This is a genomic window from Pseudomonas sp. G34, assembly GCF_031119625.1.
Taxonomy (GTDB): domain Bacteria; phylum Pseudomonadota; class Gammaproteobacteria; order Pseudomonadales; family Pseudomonadaceae; genus Aquipseudomonas.
This window is the reverse complement of the sequence record NZ_JAVHZV010000017.1, coordinates 119,381-133,280: the sequence shown is the minus strand read 5'-3', so window position 1 is coordinate 133,280 and position 13,900 is coordinate 119,381. Positions and strand designations below refer to the sequence as shown.

Annotated in this window: 11 protein-coding genes and 1 pseudogene; 1 reads left to right on the top strand and 11 read right to left on the bottom strand. The window is 65.8% G+C overall.

Annotated features, from left to right (window positions below; translation table 11 throughout):
• Positions 1 to 43: 43 nt before the first annotated feature.
• The 9 genes and pseudogenes from QYS36_RS12115 to dinG all read right to left on the bottom strand — a co-directional run bounded on the left by QYS36_RS12115 (position 44) and on the right by dinG (position 12,093).
• Positions 44 to 508, bottom strand: a complete 465-nt coding sequence (locus QYS36_RS12115; protein ID WP_308839708.1) for a hypothetical protein — start codon at positions 506 to 508, stop codon at positions 44 to 46.
• 166 nt (positions 509 to 674) lie between these two features.
• Positions 675 to 1,829 (bottom strand): glycerate kinase, encoded by a 1,155-nt coding sequence (locus QYS36_RS12110; RefSeq protein WP_308839707.1) that lies wholly within the window; start codon positions 1,827 to 1,829, stop codon positions 675 to 677.
• Positions 1,830 to 1,883: 54 nt separating this feature from the next.
• Positions 1,884 to 3,242 (bottom strand): GntP family permease, encoded by a 1,359-nt coding sequence (locus tag QYS36_RS12105; RefSeq protein ID WP_308839706.1) that lies wholly within the window; start codon positions 3,240 to 3,242, stop codon positions 1,884 to 1,886.
• Positions 3,243 to 3,377: 135 nt separating this feature from the next.
• Positions 3,378 to 4,487 carry a sugar diacid recognition domain-containing protein gene (locus tag QYS36_RS12100; RefSeq protein ID WP_308839705.1) on the bottom strand — a complete coding sequence of 370 codons (1,110 nt, stop codon included), beginning with the start codon at positions 4,485 to 4,487 and terminating at the stop codon, positions 3,378 to 3,380.
• Between the two features lie 87 nt (positions 4,488 to 4,574).
• Complete coding sequence (gene pdxH / locus QYS36_RS12095; RefSeq protein ID WP_192423081.1) at positions 4,575 to 5,222, bottom strand: pyridoxamine 5'-phosphate oxidase; 648 nt, start codon at positions 5,220 to 5,222, stop codon at positions 4,575 to 4,577.
• 48 nt (positions 5,223 to 5,270) lie between these two features.
• A pseudogene (locus QYS36_RS12090) lies at positions 5,271 to 6,011 on the bottom strand (OmpA family protein); the annotation flags it as partial.
• A gap of 169 nt (positions 6,012 to 6,180) precedes the next feature.
• Positions 6,181 to 7,326, bottom strand: a complete 1,146-nt coding sequence (locus tag QYS36_RS12085) for a serine hydrolase domain-containing protein (protein WP_308839704.1) — start codon at positions 7,324 to 7,326, stop codon at positions 6,181 to 6,183.
• Between the two features lie 48 nt (positions 7,327 to 7,374).
• Complete coding sequence (locus QYS36_RS12080; RefSeq protein ID WP_308839777.1) at positions 7,375 to 9,639, bottom strand: beta-agarase; 2,265 nt, start codon at positions 9,637 to 9,639, stop codon at positions 7,375 to 7,377.
• 309 nt (positions 9,640 to 9,948) lie between these two features.
• A complete protein-coding gene (gene dinG / locus QYS36_RS12075) occupies positions 9,949 to 12,093 on the bottom strand; it encodes an ATP-dependent DNA helicase DinG (RefSeq protein ID WP_308839703.1) in 2,145 nt (714 codons plus the stop codon).
• Between the two features lie 252 nt (positions 12,094 to 12,345).
• Here dinG and QYS36_RS12070 point away from each other — a divergent pair, with 252 nt between their 5' ends.
• A complete protein-coding gene (locus QYS36_RS12070; protein ID WP_308839702.1) occupies positions 12,346 to 12,807 on the top strand; it encodes a CopD family protein in 462 nt (153 codons plus the stop codon).
• Positions 12,808 to 12,832: 25 nt separating this feature from the next.
• On the opposite strand, the gene QYS36_RS12065 is transcribed toward QYS36_RS12070, so the two are convergent.
• Entirely contained in the window at positions 12,833 to 13,597 is a 765-nt protein-coding gene (locus tag QYS36_RS12065; RefSeq protein ID WP_308839701.1) for a collagen-like protein, read from the bottom strand.
• Positions 13,585 to 13,896 carry a DUF1145 domain-containing protein gene (locus tag QYS36_RS12060; RefSeq protein ID WP_308839700.1) on the bottom strand — a complete coding sequence of 104 codons (312 nt, stop codon included), beginning with the start codon at positions 13,894 to 13,896 and terminating at the stop codon, positions 13,585 to 13,587. Before QYS36_RS12060 ends, QYS36_RS12065 begins: the two co-directional genes overlap by 13 nt.
• Positions 13,897 to 13,900 lie beyond the last annotated feature (4 nt).

Below are 13,900 nucleotides of genomic sequence, written 5' to 3'. Positions count from 1 at the left end.
GGCCCCGATTGACACCGCTCAACTACCGGTGCTGGAGGTTGGCTCAATGGGTGACGCGGCTGGTGCCATTGACGGTCACGATGCGCACACGCTCACCGACGCGGAAGATCTGATTCTCCTCCACGGCCTGCACGTAGGCACGCATGCTGCCGTCGTCTTCGCGTACGGTGATTTCCACACCCTGGGTACGGGTGATGCCTTCCTCGGCCGCAGCGCCCAGCAAGCCACCGGCAACCGCACCGATCACCGCCGCCACGGCGGAGCCCCGGCCACCACCGACGCCGCTACCCGCCACGCCACCGATCACCGCACCCGCACCGCCACCGATTGGCGTCTTGGTGCCCTCGATCTTGACCGGTCGCAGCGACTCGATGGTGCCCATGCGCACGGTCTGTACGGCTCGCGCCTCGTCACGCGAATAGCTGTCGCCGGTCAGGCTGGATGCACAGCCGCCAAGCGTCAGCGTCGCGGCGGCGAACAGGGCGGCAAAAAAACCAGGTTTAAGCATGACGATTCTCCAGACTTGACTGATAACCCTACGACACCTTGGCCGTCAGGACGGTCACTGTAATTGCCGACAAATTGCTTCATCCGTTCAGCATCGGTACAGGGTCGGCATCTGATCAACCCGACGTCAGTATAGACAGCCGTACTGGCAAATCGTCACCTTGGTCTCACAACGAATCTCGGCGACCGGCACGCTGGGCGATGCGCCACAACCTGGCGAGGTCGGCGGCACGTGCTTCGAGCTCCTGCCCGGCATGGGCGCAGGCGTACTCCAGGGTGATCGGTCCCGGAGCCAGGCTGAAACAGGCTTCGATGCCGGCTTCGCGTACCTGTTGATAACCCTCCCCCAGGCTGCCTGCCAGGGCGATCACCGGTACCCCGTGGGCCTGGGCAACCCGCGCTACGCCGACCGGGGTCTTGCCGTGCAGGCTCTGGGCATCCAGCCGCCCTTCCCCGGTGATCACCAAGGTTGCGCCGCGCACCGCGTCAGCGAGGCCGGACAGCTCGGCAACCAGCTCGACACCAGGGCGAAAGCGCGCACCGAGAAACGCCTTGGCCGCAAAGCCCAGGCCTCCGGCGGCACCACCCCCCGGGAAGGTACTGAAATCTTCGCCCAGCGCCTCGCCCGCCACTTCGGCCAGGCGCGCCAGCGCGGCATCGAGTTCGATGACCTGGGCGGCACTTGCGCCCTTCTGCGGGCCGAAGACCGCCGAGGCGCCCTTGGGGCCGCACAGTGGGTTGTCCACGTCCGCGGCCACCTCGACCTGCACGTGCTGCAAACGCTTGTCGAGACCGCTGAGATCAATGCGCTGCAACGCCGCCAAGGCCGCGCCACCGGCACGCAGCTGGTTGCCGCCGGCATCCAGAAAGCGCACGCCCAGAGCGCGCAGCAAGCCGCTGCCGCCATCGTTGGTGGCACTGCCGCCCAGGCCGAGAATGATCCGTGTGGCCCCGGCATCCAGAGCCGCCAGGATCAATTGCCCAGTGCCGTAGCTGCAGGTCAGGCGGGCGTCGCGCTGGCCGCTGGGGACCCAGTGCAGGCCACTGGCTGCGGCCATCTCGATCACTGCCGTGGCGTCGCCAAGCCAACCCCAGTGAGCCTTCACCGGCGTGTCCAGCGGCCCTTTCACCAACAGCTCGCGCCGCTCGCCGCCGCTCGCCGCCAGCACGGCATCGACCGTACCTTCGCCACCATCGGCCATCGGGCACAGGGCGATCTCGGCATCCGGGTACACGGCCAACCAGCCGCGCGCGATGGCCTGGGCCACGTCGGGCGCACTCAGGCTCTCCTTGAACGAATCCGGAGCAATGACGATTTTCATGCAGAAACCTCGAAAACGGCGGAGCGCCCGCAAGCGCCCCGTGGAGGAAAAGGCTTACAGCAGGACCAGGCTGAGCAGCCACACGGTGAGCATGCCGACCAGGCCCTGGATCAGCGTAGCCATGGTCTGGGCGCGGTAGGCGACCGCCACTGGCATGCGGCTGAACTGGGTGACCACCCAGAAGAAACTGTCGTTGGCGTGGGACACGGTCATCGCCCCCGCACCGATCGCCATGACCGTCAGCACCCGGCCCATTTCGCTGTCCAGGCCAAGCTGCGCCAGCAGCGGTGCCACCATCGCCGAGGTGGTAACCAGGGCCACGGTGCTCGAGCCCTGGGCGGTTTTCAGGGCAGCGGCAACCAGAAACGGCATGAACAAGCCGACGCCCAGTGCCGATAGCGTGGCGCCCAGGTAGGCACCCAGCGGCGAGGCGCTCAACACCGCGCCGAACGCGCCGCCAGCACCGGTAATCAGCAGAATGGGCGCTGCGGAAACGATACCCTCGCTGACCCGGTCATGCAGATTCTGGCGCTTGCCGTTGCCCTTGAGCAGGGTGCAAGCCAATAGCAGACCGATCAGCAACGCCACTACCGGCTGCCCACAGAAACGCAGCACCGCCAGAATTTCGCCCTCGCCGAATGGCTTGCTGGGGAACACCGCGATGGAGCCCAGGCAGATCAGCAGGATGGGCACGAAGATCGGCGCGAAGGCCTGGGCAGCGCTCGGCAGCTTGCCGTACTGGCTGCGCAGCTCGGCGAACTCTTCGGCGCTGGGCAGCGGCGTGCCGTCATCCACGAGGGCGATGTCCTTGCCGATGAAACGGTTGGCCCACCACATGCCGGCCAGGGCGGTAATCATGGCCACGAACAGGCCAACGGCGATCACCAGGCCCAGGCTCGATTCCAGCCCGAGGTTGCCGGCAGCGGCGATCGGGCCCGGTGTCGGCGGCACGAAGGTATGGGTGGCGTAGAGGCCGGTAGCCAGGGCCACGCTCATGGCCACGATCGATACCTTCATGCGTGCCGCCAGGGCATTCTTCAGGGAATTGAGGATCACGTAGCCCGAGTCGCAGAACACCGGGATCGACACCAGATAACCGATGATCGACATGGTCAGGGTCGGGAAGCGCTCACCGAGCAGTTTGATCACGGTTTCGGCCATGGTGATCGCCGCGCCGCTGCGCTCGAGAATCACCCCGATGATGGTGCCGAGCACGATGACGATGCCGATATTGCCGAGGATGCCGCCAAAGCCGGTGGTGATGGTCTTGATAATGTCCTGATGGGGCAGTTGATAAGCGAAACCGGCGATCAGCGCAGCCGCCAGTAAGGCCAGAAAGGGGTGCAGCTTGAGACGGGTGGTCGACAGCACGATAAACGCGATCAGTGCGACCAGGATCAGAACCAGAGCCATGCCGGAGTCCTCGTTGTTGTTATGGGATGCCACTGTCACACATTGTCACTCAGCGGCGGGCGCTCGCACCCTGTTCACGCGCACAACGAGAGAGAGGCCAGCGGCAACATTTACTGTGCCCACGCACCACGAGGTTCAGCCATTGGGTTCGATCAGACCCAGCCCGAGGGAAAGCTGCAGACGGCGATCCAGGCGCGTCAACTCGACGCCATTGAGTTCGGCGATTCGCTCCAGGCGATAGCGCAGCGTGTTGCGGTGAATGCCCAGCGCCGCCGCGCAGCTCTGCACCTGGCCGTCATGCCGGCACCAGGCTTCCAGGGTTTCGCGCAACACGCCGCTGGCGTCATGGGCGAGCACCTGCTTCAAGGGCGCCAGCCAGCCCTGCAGCAACCAGCTGTGGCGCTGGGCATGCAGCAAGGTCGGCAGACGATGCTGTTCCAGCGCCACCAGGCGCAGTGACGGATGCCGTGCCCGGGCGAAGGCCTGCAGATCACGCAGCGCCAGACAAGCCTGGCGCAGTTCAGCGAGTGACTGAACCGCGTCGCTGACCAGCAGACGGCCCACGCCCCAACCACGCTCGTCGGCGCCCTCCAGCCAGTGAGAGTCGTCCTGACCGGCGGCCAGCGGCCGGCACCAGAGCAGCTCACGCATGCCCAACGGCGCCCACAGGTGCTCCTTCTTGCCGGCCAGGGCGCCAAGCAGGCGCGCCTGCTGCGCCAGGGGCTCGCCCTGCCCGTGCAGCTCAAGCAGGCATACCTGACGGGGCCAAGTGAACGTCAGGCCCTGGCGCTCGGCTTCGGCCGCCAATGCCGCGATGGCAACCGAGGGGTCGAACAGCTGACGCACCCAGGCGTCGAGCTGATGCCGTTGCCAGTGGCGTTCGGCTTGCAGTTGGCGTTGTTCGACCAGCATTTCCGCCGCCATGCGCACCAGTTCGGCGTAGGGCCGCACCACCTCGGGGGCGCCGGTAATGCCCAGCACGCCGATCAGCTCGTCGGCATGCAGCAGCGGCAGATTCACCCCGGGGCGCACGCCACGCAGGCAGGCCGCGGCCTGCTCGTCGATCTCCACCACCCGCCGGTTGGCCAGCACCAGCTGTGCGCCCTCGTGGCGGGTGTGCAGACGCAGCGGGTCGCCACTGCCGATGATCATGCCCTGGGCATCCATCACGTTGATGTTGTACGGCAGGATGGCCATGGCGCGATCAACGATGTGCTGGGCCAGGGTGGAGTCGAGTTCTAGCATCGTGCGCTCTGCTTGGGGCGAGCCGCCAGGCTGGGCGGGTGTCCAGGGGCATGCCGTGCGCCGCAGCGGCGGCGCAACGAAAGGTCGTCAGGGCGCCAGGCGCTGGCGCAGCCAGGCTTCGCCATTGAGCCGATAGTCGAGACGATCATGCAGGCGGCTGGCACGCCCCTGCCAGAACTCGATGCGCTCGGGCAGCAGGCGGTAACCACCCCAGTGCGGCGGGCACTCGGGCGCCCGGTCGGCGAAGCGTCGTTCGGTTTGTGCCAGCAGGCCTTCCAGCTCACCGCGGTCATGGATCACCCGGCTCTGCGGCGATGCCCAAGCACCGAGGCGGCTGCCCAGCGGGCGTACCTGAAAATAGGCATCGGATTCGCCAGGCGTCACCCGCTCGACGCGCCCTTCGATACGCACCTGGCGCTCCAGGGTCGGCCAGAAAAAGGTCAATGCTGCAAAGGGATTGGCCTGCAGCTGCTCGCCCTTGGCGCTCTGGTAGTTGCTGAAGAAGGTGAAGCCCCGCTCGTCCAGGCCCTTGAGCAGCAGCACACGGCAATGCGGGCGACCATCGGCATCGACGGTCGCCAGGGTCATGGCATTGGGTTCTACAGGAGGCTGCTCGGTTTTCACCGCGTCGGCGAACCAGCTTCTGAACAGCGCGAGGGGCTCCAGCGGCGCCTGATCCTCGCTCAACCCGTCACGGGTGTAATCACGGCGCATGTCGGCCAGGGTCTGAGTCATGAGCGTACTCTCGAAAGCGACAAAGACCCTAGCTTAACGGGACAGGCCTTATTTGGCTTGATCTGCGGCAACCACTTTCTTGGCATCGGCCAGTTTGGTGGTGCCCTTGTCGGCAGTTTTGGCAACCGCCTTGGTTGCGGGCTTGGCGGCCGGCTTTGCAGCTGCCTTGGGCTTGGCCGACGCCTTGGCCACGGCCTTGGCTGCAGGTTTGGCGGCAGCCTTGGCAGCCGGCTTCTCGGCTGGCTTGTCGGCGGCGGCAACAGCAGTGGCGGCAGCCGGTGCCGGATCGGGGGTGCTGTATTTGGCAATCAGCGCCTGCAGGGTGTCCTGGCGGGTCAGGAGGATTTCCACACGGCGGTTCAGCTCACGACCGTTGGCACTGTCGTTGGCGGCGCGCGGCATGTCCGGGCCCATGCCCTTGACCATCAGGCGATCCTGCTTGAGGCCGCTGAGGCGGAAGATGGCGGTGAAGGCACGGGCGCGCTCGAGGCTCAGCGCGCGGTTGGTCTCCAGGGCGCCGCTGCTGTCAGCGTGGCCGAGTACCAGCACGCCGACCTTGCTGTCCTTTTCCAGCACCTTGGCCACGCGGGTGATCGGGCTCAGGGTGATCGGCAGCAGCATGCCGGGGCGGTCCGGGTTGAACGAGCCCTTGACCGGCGCGGTGACCACCAGCAGGTTCTCGCGGCGCTCCATCTCGAAATTGCTGTCCTTGATGGCCTCACGCAGCAGCGGCTCGTATTCGTCCAGCCAGGCCTGGGTGACTTCGGGCGGCGGCATGGGAACCGGCTTGGGGTCTTCCTTCTTCTCGAACAGGGAGCAACCTGTCAGCAGTACGCAAAGCGCCAGCGCGCAAGTCTTATAGGAAAGCATCGGTTCATCCGTATCTAATCGGTCGAAGGCACCCGGGTTATCCGGAGTCAGCTAAAAGCGTTGTAGCGCAAGAGTTTAAGCGCGGTTCTTAAAAACACTCGCATAAGATAACCGCAAGTTTCTGTGCACGCGGGTCCATTAAGACGAACGGCCCCAGGTTATTCGTAACGAAACCCACGGCCACATCACGCTCGGGGTCGGCAAAGCCGGTGGTACCGCCCGCCCCGGGATGGCCAAACGTACGCGGCCCCATGCCGTATGTGGCATTGCCAACGGTGGGCTGATCGAGCATGCAACCAAGGCCGAAACGCGTGGAGGTCAGCAACGTCTTGTCCTCACCGACACTGTGTTCGCGGGTGAGTTCAGCGAGCAGCTCGCTGTCGAGCAGGCTGCCATCGAGCAGGCCGCTGTAGAAACCAGCCAGGCTGCGGGCGTTGCCATGGCCATTGGCCGCCGGCTGCTGCATGCGTCGCCATTCGGGTTTGTTGGTGCTGGTCATGATCGACGGCGGGTTGGTGAACGCCCGGGTGGTCATGGCCTGGGCGTCGCTCATCATGGTCTTGAGCATGCGCTGGGCTGCCGCATCGCCCAGGTTGCCCTTGCCGCGGCTGATGGTGGCGACGCGGTGAAACTCCTCGTCCGCCAGGCCGACATGGAAATCCAGGCCCAACGGCTTGGCGGTGCGCGCCACGATCGACTCGCCCGGACCACGCCCCTCGACCCGCCGCAACAGTTCACCGACCAGCCAGCCGAAGGTGATCGGCGCATAACCATGGCCCTCGCCCAACGCCCACCAGGGCGCCTCGGCGGCCAGCGCGGCGGTCATCGTCGGCCAGTCGTACAGGGCCTCGGCAGGCAGGTTCTGGCGGATCGCCGGCAGCCCCGCCTGGTGGCTGAGCAAATGGCGCAGGGTGATGCGCTCCTTGCCCGCTGCCGCGAACTCCGGCCAGTAACGCGCGACCGGCGCATCCAGCTCGAGTTTGCCCTCGCCCACCAGTTGCAATGCGGTCACCGCCGTGAACGGCTTGGTGCAGGAGAACAGGTTGAGGATGGTATCGCTGTGCCAGGCCTGCTGGCCGTCCTTGTCGGCGACGCCGGCCCAGATGTCCACCACGGTTTCCCCGCCGACCTGCACGCACAGGCCGGCGCCACGTTCCTGCGGATCATCGAACAAGGCCGCGAACGCGTCTTTTACCGCTTCGAACTTGAGGTCGAAGTAACCCTGAATCTGCACTGACGGCTCCTGCATGGGAAAGGCGCCAGCCCGGCTGGCGCGCGATGATTACGGCTTGGGCTCGGCGGCCGGCGCGTTGCTATCGGCTGCCGGCGCGGTGGCCGGCGCAGCATTCTGAGCAGGCGCGGCGGCCGGTTTTACCTCGGGTTCCTTGGCGGCCTGCTCGAGCACCAACGGCGGCACGCTCAGGTTGGCCTTGCGCACGGCGCTGACGAAACCATCCCACGGCCGATCGGTGATCGCCACCAGGCCCAGGTGACCATTCTCGCCGTCGAGCAAGCGCCCGGTAACCGGCTGATCGAGATACTGAAACCAGTGCACGCCGACGATCTGCGGTTCTTCCAGGGCCTTTTTCAGGAAGTTGGCATAAGCCGGGCCACGCTCCTCTTCCTTGTACACCTCGGCGACGCCGCCCCAGAACGGGCCACGGTCGCGGGAGCCGAAATGGAATTCGGTGACCAGCAGCGGTTTGTCCAGCTTGCGCAGGGCTTCGAAGTCATAGCCCTGCTGTGGTTCGCGGGTATAGAAGTTGAAGCTCAGCACGTCGCAATACTGCGCGCACGCCTCGACCGCCTCGGGAATACTGGCCGAGAAGCGGCCACCTAGCAGCAGGTGGTTGGGCGTATGCCAGTCGAGCGAGTCGGCGATGGTCTTGAAGTAGGTATCGGCGAACAGGCGCAGAAAGCGCTTCATGTCGTTTTCGATGGCCGGATACGCCGGGTTCACCGGCGGCGCCTGGAAGCCCGGATCCTCCATCAGCTCCCAGGCCTTGAGGTCGATGCCCCAGGCCTTGGACAGCCCTTCCTGGTTACGGTACTTGTCACGCAGTTGCTTGAGGAAGGCGCGCTTGGCCGGTACGTCGGTGGTCAGGCGCAGCGTGGCGTAGGCCAGTGCATAGCGTGACAGCGGATCTTCCGCCGGGCCGGCCCAGGCCAGTTCGTTGTCGGCGTAATAGCCCATCACCCAGGGATCGTCGCGGTGGTCACGGGTGGCGATGGCGATGGCCCGCTCGGCGGCCATGGCGAACCGTGGGTCGAACGGGTCGGGCATGCCGCCCCACCAGTCAACGCCGGTACTGATGGTCGCGTAGTCGCCATGGATCGACAGCGGAATGCTGTAGGGCATGCGCTTGTCCTGGGCGAAATCGTTGTCGCTCCAGTTACCCAGGGTATTGAAGCCCCAGGCCTGCAGGCGGTTCTGCGCGCGCTCGCGCCAGAGCTGCGGCTTCAGCTCGCCATAGGTACGCTGCAGGTTGGCGGAGTAGAAGTCGTACCAGCGACCGCTGGCGAAGTCGCGCCCACGGTTGGCGCCGGTCTCGGACTGGCTGTCGCTGCTGCCATAGAAGGCCGCCAGCGGCTCGCCCTCGGCCGGCAGGGCGCTGAACATCGCTTCACGCCCTTCGATATAAGTCTGGCTCTCGGTGCCGATTACCGTGTTCACGCCCAGTGAATAGAAGGGATTGCCTTCCGGGGTGACCAGGAACCAGCGATCGCCACGCTTCTCGGTGCGGAAAAAGCCGCTGGCCTCGAAAGACGGGCCGCCGATCCAGCCACCGTAGATGTCCTGCCTGGGGTGGTCGGCCTTCCAGGCCTGCAGCTGCTTGTCTTCCTGCACAACGGCTTGGCGCAGTTGCTCGTCGTTCTTGATCTTGCCCGGCCAGTCGCGGCGGGTGAACTGGCCGTAGCCGTCGACGATACCGCGGTAGGCCTGCTCCAGATCAGCACTGCCACGCACGCCGAAACGGCCCAGCAGCACGTGCTGCGCGGCCTGGGGGTTGGGCATCGACAGGGTCACGGCAGTAACGTTGTTGGGGTCGATTTCACCCGTCACGGTTTCCGCCAGGAGCAGCAGACGACCGTCGTAGCGCCAGGGCATCGGCGCACCGGCACGCATGCCCTGGGCACGCGGCGAAGTGGCGCCCAGGGGCATCAGCAGCGTCTGCGCCGGGCCGGCCGGCAAGGCGATCTGGCTGGTCAGGCGCTTGCCATCGGCACTTTCGATGGTCACATCCAGGGTCAGCGCCCAGTCCATGGCATTCTGCACGCGCAGGCTCATGGCGCTCGCCTCGGACCAGTCCCAACTGCCGCTTTGCGGCGTCAGGCGCAGGGTCGGGCGCTCGCTCGGGTTGAAGGTCAGGCGGCGCAGGATCTCGCCCTGGGCGGCACTCTCAGCCGTGACGCTGGGCAGGTAGGCGTTATCGCCAGATACCTGCACGGCATCCATCGGCCGCACGAAGTTGAACAGCTCCTGGCGATCGGCCGCACTGCCCAGGGCCGGCAGGCCTAGCAGCGTGACCAGCGCCAGGCGCCGCATCGCCAGTGGGTGTCGAGGACGGGCTGCAGCGATGCACAGTGACAGAACTTTGGAAACCAGACCTACAGGTGCGTGCGCAGTGCACTGCCCCGAACGATCGGCCGACAGCAGCCAGGTGTTGACCTTCAAGACCCCTTCTCCCCGCAACTCGACGACGAATATGAGTGCTCGCGACCATCCCGTCACGAGCCTGTTGCCGCGCATCACGCGCGCAGGCGCAATAGTGCGACAGATGGGGGCTCCACCGCAAAGCCCGCATGTCCGATGACGGGCCGGCGGCGAGATTTTCTTGCGCAGCGCCGCAGACGCCTAACTGATTTCCCGGCGGAACGGCGGCAGCGCGTTGAGAATCGCCTTGCCATAGCGCTGGGTGACCACGCGCCGATCCAGCAGGGTGATGGTGCCGCGATCCTCTTCGGTACGCAGCAGGCGCCCGCAGGCCTGCACCAGGCGCAGCGAAGCATCGGGCACGGCGATCTCCATGAACGGGTTGCCGCCGCGCGCTTCGATCCACTCGGCCAGGGCCGCCTCGACCGGATCGTCCGGCACGGCGAAGGGAATCTTCGCGATCACCACATGCTCGCAGTAGGCGCCCGGCAGGTCGACGCCCTCGGCAAAACTGGCCAGGCCGAACAACACGCTCTCCTCGCCGCTGTCGACCCGCGCTTTGTGCTTGTTGAGGGTTTCCTGCTTGGACAGGTTGCCCTGGATGAACACACGCTTGCGCCAGTCGCGCTCCAGGCCGTCGAACACGTCCTGCATCTGCCGCCGCGAGGAGAACAGTACCAGCGTACCGCGCGAGCCCTGCACCAACCCCGGCAACTCGCGAATGATCGCCGCGGTGTGTTCGGCGGCGTTGCGCGGATCCGCTTTCAGATCCGGTACGCGCAACACGCCGGCATCGGCATGGTGGAACGGGCTGGGCACCACCGCCGTAGCCGCTGCCTTGGGCAACCCGGCACGCATGCGGTAACGGTCGAAGGTACCCAACGCCGTGAGCGTTGCCGAGGTGACCAGCGCGCCGTAGGCAACGCTCCACAGGTTGCGGCGCAGGGTTTCCGCGGCCAGGATCGGGCTGGCATTGACCTCGATATCGAACAGCGCACCGCTCTCGGCCAGGGTCAGCCAGCGTGCCATGGGCGGACTGTTCTCGGGGTCTTCGGCGGTGAACGCCAGCCACAGCTCCCAGGTACTCTGGGCGCGCGCCAGCAGGCTGCCGAACAGCGGGTACCATTCCTCGGCCTGATGGCTGGCGATGCCGATGCTGCCCTCGCCATCCATGGCTTCCTTGAGCTTTTCGGTCACCCCGGTGAACAGGTCGTTGAGCTTGGAGAAGCCCTTTTTCAGCTCCAGCCCCAACTCGATCAGATGCTCGGGCACCACGCCGCCGACAAACCGGTGGCGTGGCCGCTCGCGGCCTTCCATGTCTTCACCAGGCTTGAAATCGGCGACCTGCTCGCAGGCGCTGAACATGAATTGCTGGTGAGTTTTGAGCTCGCGGGCCAGCTCCGGCACCTGCTCGATCAGCCGACCGAGATCACCCGGCAGCGGGTGTTGGGCCAGCAATTTGGTGAGGTTCTTGGCGATCTGCTCGAGCCAGTCGGCCGTCGAGCGCAGGCGGGTGAAATGGGCGAAATGGCCGATGGCCTTGTCCGGCAGGTGATGACCTTCGTCGAACACGTACAGGGTGTCGCGCGGATCGGGCAGCACCGCGCCACCGCCCAGGGCAAGGTCGGCCAGCACCATGTCGTGGTTGGTGACGATCACGTCGACCTTGCCCATGCCTTCACGGGCCTTATAGAAGGTGCATTGGCCGAAATTCGGGCAATGGCGGCCGGTGCACTGGCTGTGATCGGTGGTCAGCTGCGCCCAGCGGCTGTCTTCCAGCTCCTGGGGCCAGCTGTCACGGTCGCCGTCCCATTTGTTGCCGGCGAGCTTCTCGATCATGCTGGTGAACAGCTTCTGGCCTTCTTCGTCCACGTCGATGCGAAAGCCTTCTTCCTCGAACAACTGTGCCGTGGAGCTTTGCGCCTGCCCCTCTTGCAGCAGTACGTCGAGCTTGGACAGACACAGATAACGGCCACGGCCTTTGGCCAGTGCAAAGCTGAAGTTCAGGCCGCTGTTGCGCATCAGATCGGGCAGATCCTTGTGCACGATCTGCTCCTGCAGCGCCACGGTGGCGGTGGCGAGCACCAGGCGCTTGCCAGCGGCCTTGGCGGTGGGAATCACGGCGATGCAGTAGGCCACGGTCTTGCCGGTACCGGTGCCGGCCTCGACGGCGACCACCGCGGGGTCGCCGAGCCGACGACCTTCGTCATCGACCTTGATGGTGCCCAGCACCTTGGCCACCTCGGCGATCATCAGGCGCTGCCCATAGCGAGGCTTGAGGCCCTTGGATTCGAGAAAACGGGTGTAGGCGCCCTGAATCTGGGCCTTGAGTTCGGTGCTGAGCATTAAGGATCTTGGCTTAGAAAGGCTGGATATATTTTCAGTATTCGCTGACGGCCGCTATCATAACGCGCCTATCGCCCCTGTGCTGATTCGCTTGCCGGCTCCCGATGAAGAGTACCGCTGCAACGCGGCAGCGGGCCCGACTTTCTGAAACCGATCACGGCAGGCCGAGCGCGACCTGCACGATGCAGGACCAGCCAAACCGACGGCTGTGCAGTTGCGTCGAGATGATCCGCTGGCTACCGGAGTACCTGAATGCCGCCCTATTCGCTCATCTACACCTTGCACCTGCTCGCGGCGCTGATCTGGGTCGGCGGCATGTTCTTCGCGTGGATGGTGCTGCGCCCGGCGGCCGCTACGCTGCAGGCGCCGGAGCGCCTGACGCTGTGGCTGGAAGTTTTTCGACGCTTCTTCGTGTGGGTATGGATCGCCGTCGTGCTGCTGCCGGTCAGTGGCATCGGCCTGCTGCACATGGGCTTCAGTGGTTTCGATGGTGCGCCGCGCTACGTGCACGTGATGATGGGCCTGTACCTGGCGATGCTGGCGTTGTTCCTGCGCATCCAGGCGCTGCAACTGCCGGCCATGCGCCGCGCCGTGCAAGCGCAGGACTGGCCGGTGGCAGGCGCCGTGCTGGGGCGTATCCGCCGCCTGGTGGCCTTCAACCTGCTGCTAGGTCTGGCCGTGGTGGCTCTCGCCGCGGCGCGTCCCAGCCTGTAATGAAAAGGGCCAGGCCCTTTTCCTCTTAGAAACGCACCACATCCAGCCGCCCTGCTTGGCCCGCGGCGCCTGGCTGCCCAGGTGCGCCAGGGCGGCCATCGAGGCCGGCACTGGTGCTGTAGATCCAGCAGCCCTTGCTCGCGCCGCCGCTACCGGCATTGCCCGCCGTACCCGCCGGGCCACCCGCGCCACCGTCGAGCCGCGCCTGCACGTGCTCGACAGGAAAATCACTGGGTACTTCCAGGCGAACCTGGCCGCCTGGGGCGCCAGGGTGACCGTCGCTACCATCCTGGCCGTCATGGCCAGCGCCGGCCTTGCCCCAGGCGCAACCGCCGGCCTTGCCATTGGCACCGTCGAGGCCGGCGTAACCCGCCGCACCACGGCCGCCACGGGCATCGAGCAACCAGGGTTCGGTGCTCACCGACTGCATGCGAATCACCAGGGTGCGCCCAGGCATGGCCGCCTGTTGTGGCGTACCTGGCGCCCCCGGTGCGCTGATCTGCGCACCCGCGGCAATCTGGCCGCTGCCGATATCCAGCAACAGACGCTCGTTCGACGGTGCGATGGCGATCTGCGCATCGTGGCCCAGATACAATTCGCCGATGCGCACTTCGCTGACCCCGACAGGAATCAGCAAGGTGCCGCTGTCAGCCACGGCAACGCGATCCAGCTGCAGAACACTGCCCTGCACGGGTAGTCGGGTGAAATGGTGGGAATCGACTTCGATCACGGCTGCAGCCAGCGCTGCCAGCGGGCAGCACAAGGCAGCCAGGAAAATCAGCTTGCGCATGGGGCGGCCTCCTCGGCATTCGTCGGCACCGCCGCGGTCACCGTCTCGGCGGCAGGCAACGACCAGACATGGAACATGCCGAACGCCAGCACCTTGGCGCGCTCGACGGCCACCCGTGGCTGCGCGCGGAGCAGCGCATTGAACAGCAGCAGTTCGGCCAGATGCAGGCCCAGCACGGCGACGCCGGCCAGCGTCAGCAGCTGCGCGAAGGGTTGTGCATAGGGGGAGACGAGATTGACCAGTACGACGCACCAGAACAGTGTCGCCAGCAGTTTGCCCAGCCTTGCGATCATCCTCATTAAC

What these genes read in the sequence shown, in the direction of transcription:
- QYS36_RS12080 (WP_308839777.1), bottom strand. Translation starts at nt 9,639, where the DNA reads ATGCGGCGCCTGGCGCTGGTCACGCTGCTAGGCCTGCCGGCCCTGGGC.
- dinG (WP_308839703.1), bottom strand. Translation starts at nt 12,093, where the DNA reads ATGCTCAGCACCGAACTCAAGGCCCAGATTCAGGGCGCCTACACCCGT.
- QYS36_RS12100 (WP_308839705.1), bottom strand. Translation starts at nt 4,487, where the DNA reads ATGCTAGAACTCGACTCCACCCTGGCCCAGCACATCGTTGATCGCGCC.
- QYS36_RS12070 (WP_308839702.1), top strand. Translation starts at nt 12,346, where the DNA reads ATGCCGCCCTATTCGCTCATCTACACCTTGCACCTGCTCGCGGCGCTG.
- pdxH (WP_192423081.1), bottom strand. Translation starts at nt 5,222, where the DNA reads ATGACTCAGACCCTGGCCGACATGCGCCGTGATTACACCCGTGACGGG.
- QYS36_RS12105 (WP_308839706.1), bottom strand. Translation starts at nt 3,242, where the DNA reads ATGGCTCTGGTTCTGATCCTGGTCGCACTGATCGCGTTTATCGTGCTG.
- QYS36_RS12110 (WP_308839707.1), bottom strand. Translation starts at nt 1,829, where the DNA reads ATGAAAATCGTCATTGCTCCGGATTCGTTCAAGGAGAGCCTGAGTGCG.
- QYS36_RS12115 (WP_308839708.1), bottom strand. Translation starts at nt 508, where the DNA reads ATGCTTAAACCTGGTTTTTTTGCCGCCCTGTTCGCCGCCGCGACGCTG.
- QYS36_RS12060 (WP_308839700.1), bottom strand. Translation starts at nt 13,896, where the DNA reads ATGAGGATGATCGCAAGGCTGGGCAAACTGCTGGCGACACTGTTCTGG.
- QYS36_RS12065 (WP_308839701.1), bottom strand. Translation starts at nt 13,597, where the DNA reads ATGCGCAAGCTGATTTTCCTGGCTGCCTTGTGCTGCCCGCTGGCAGCG.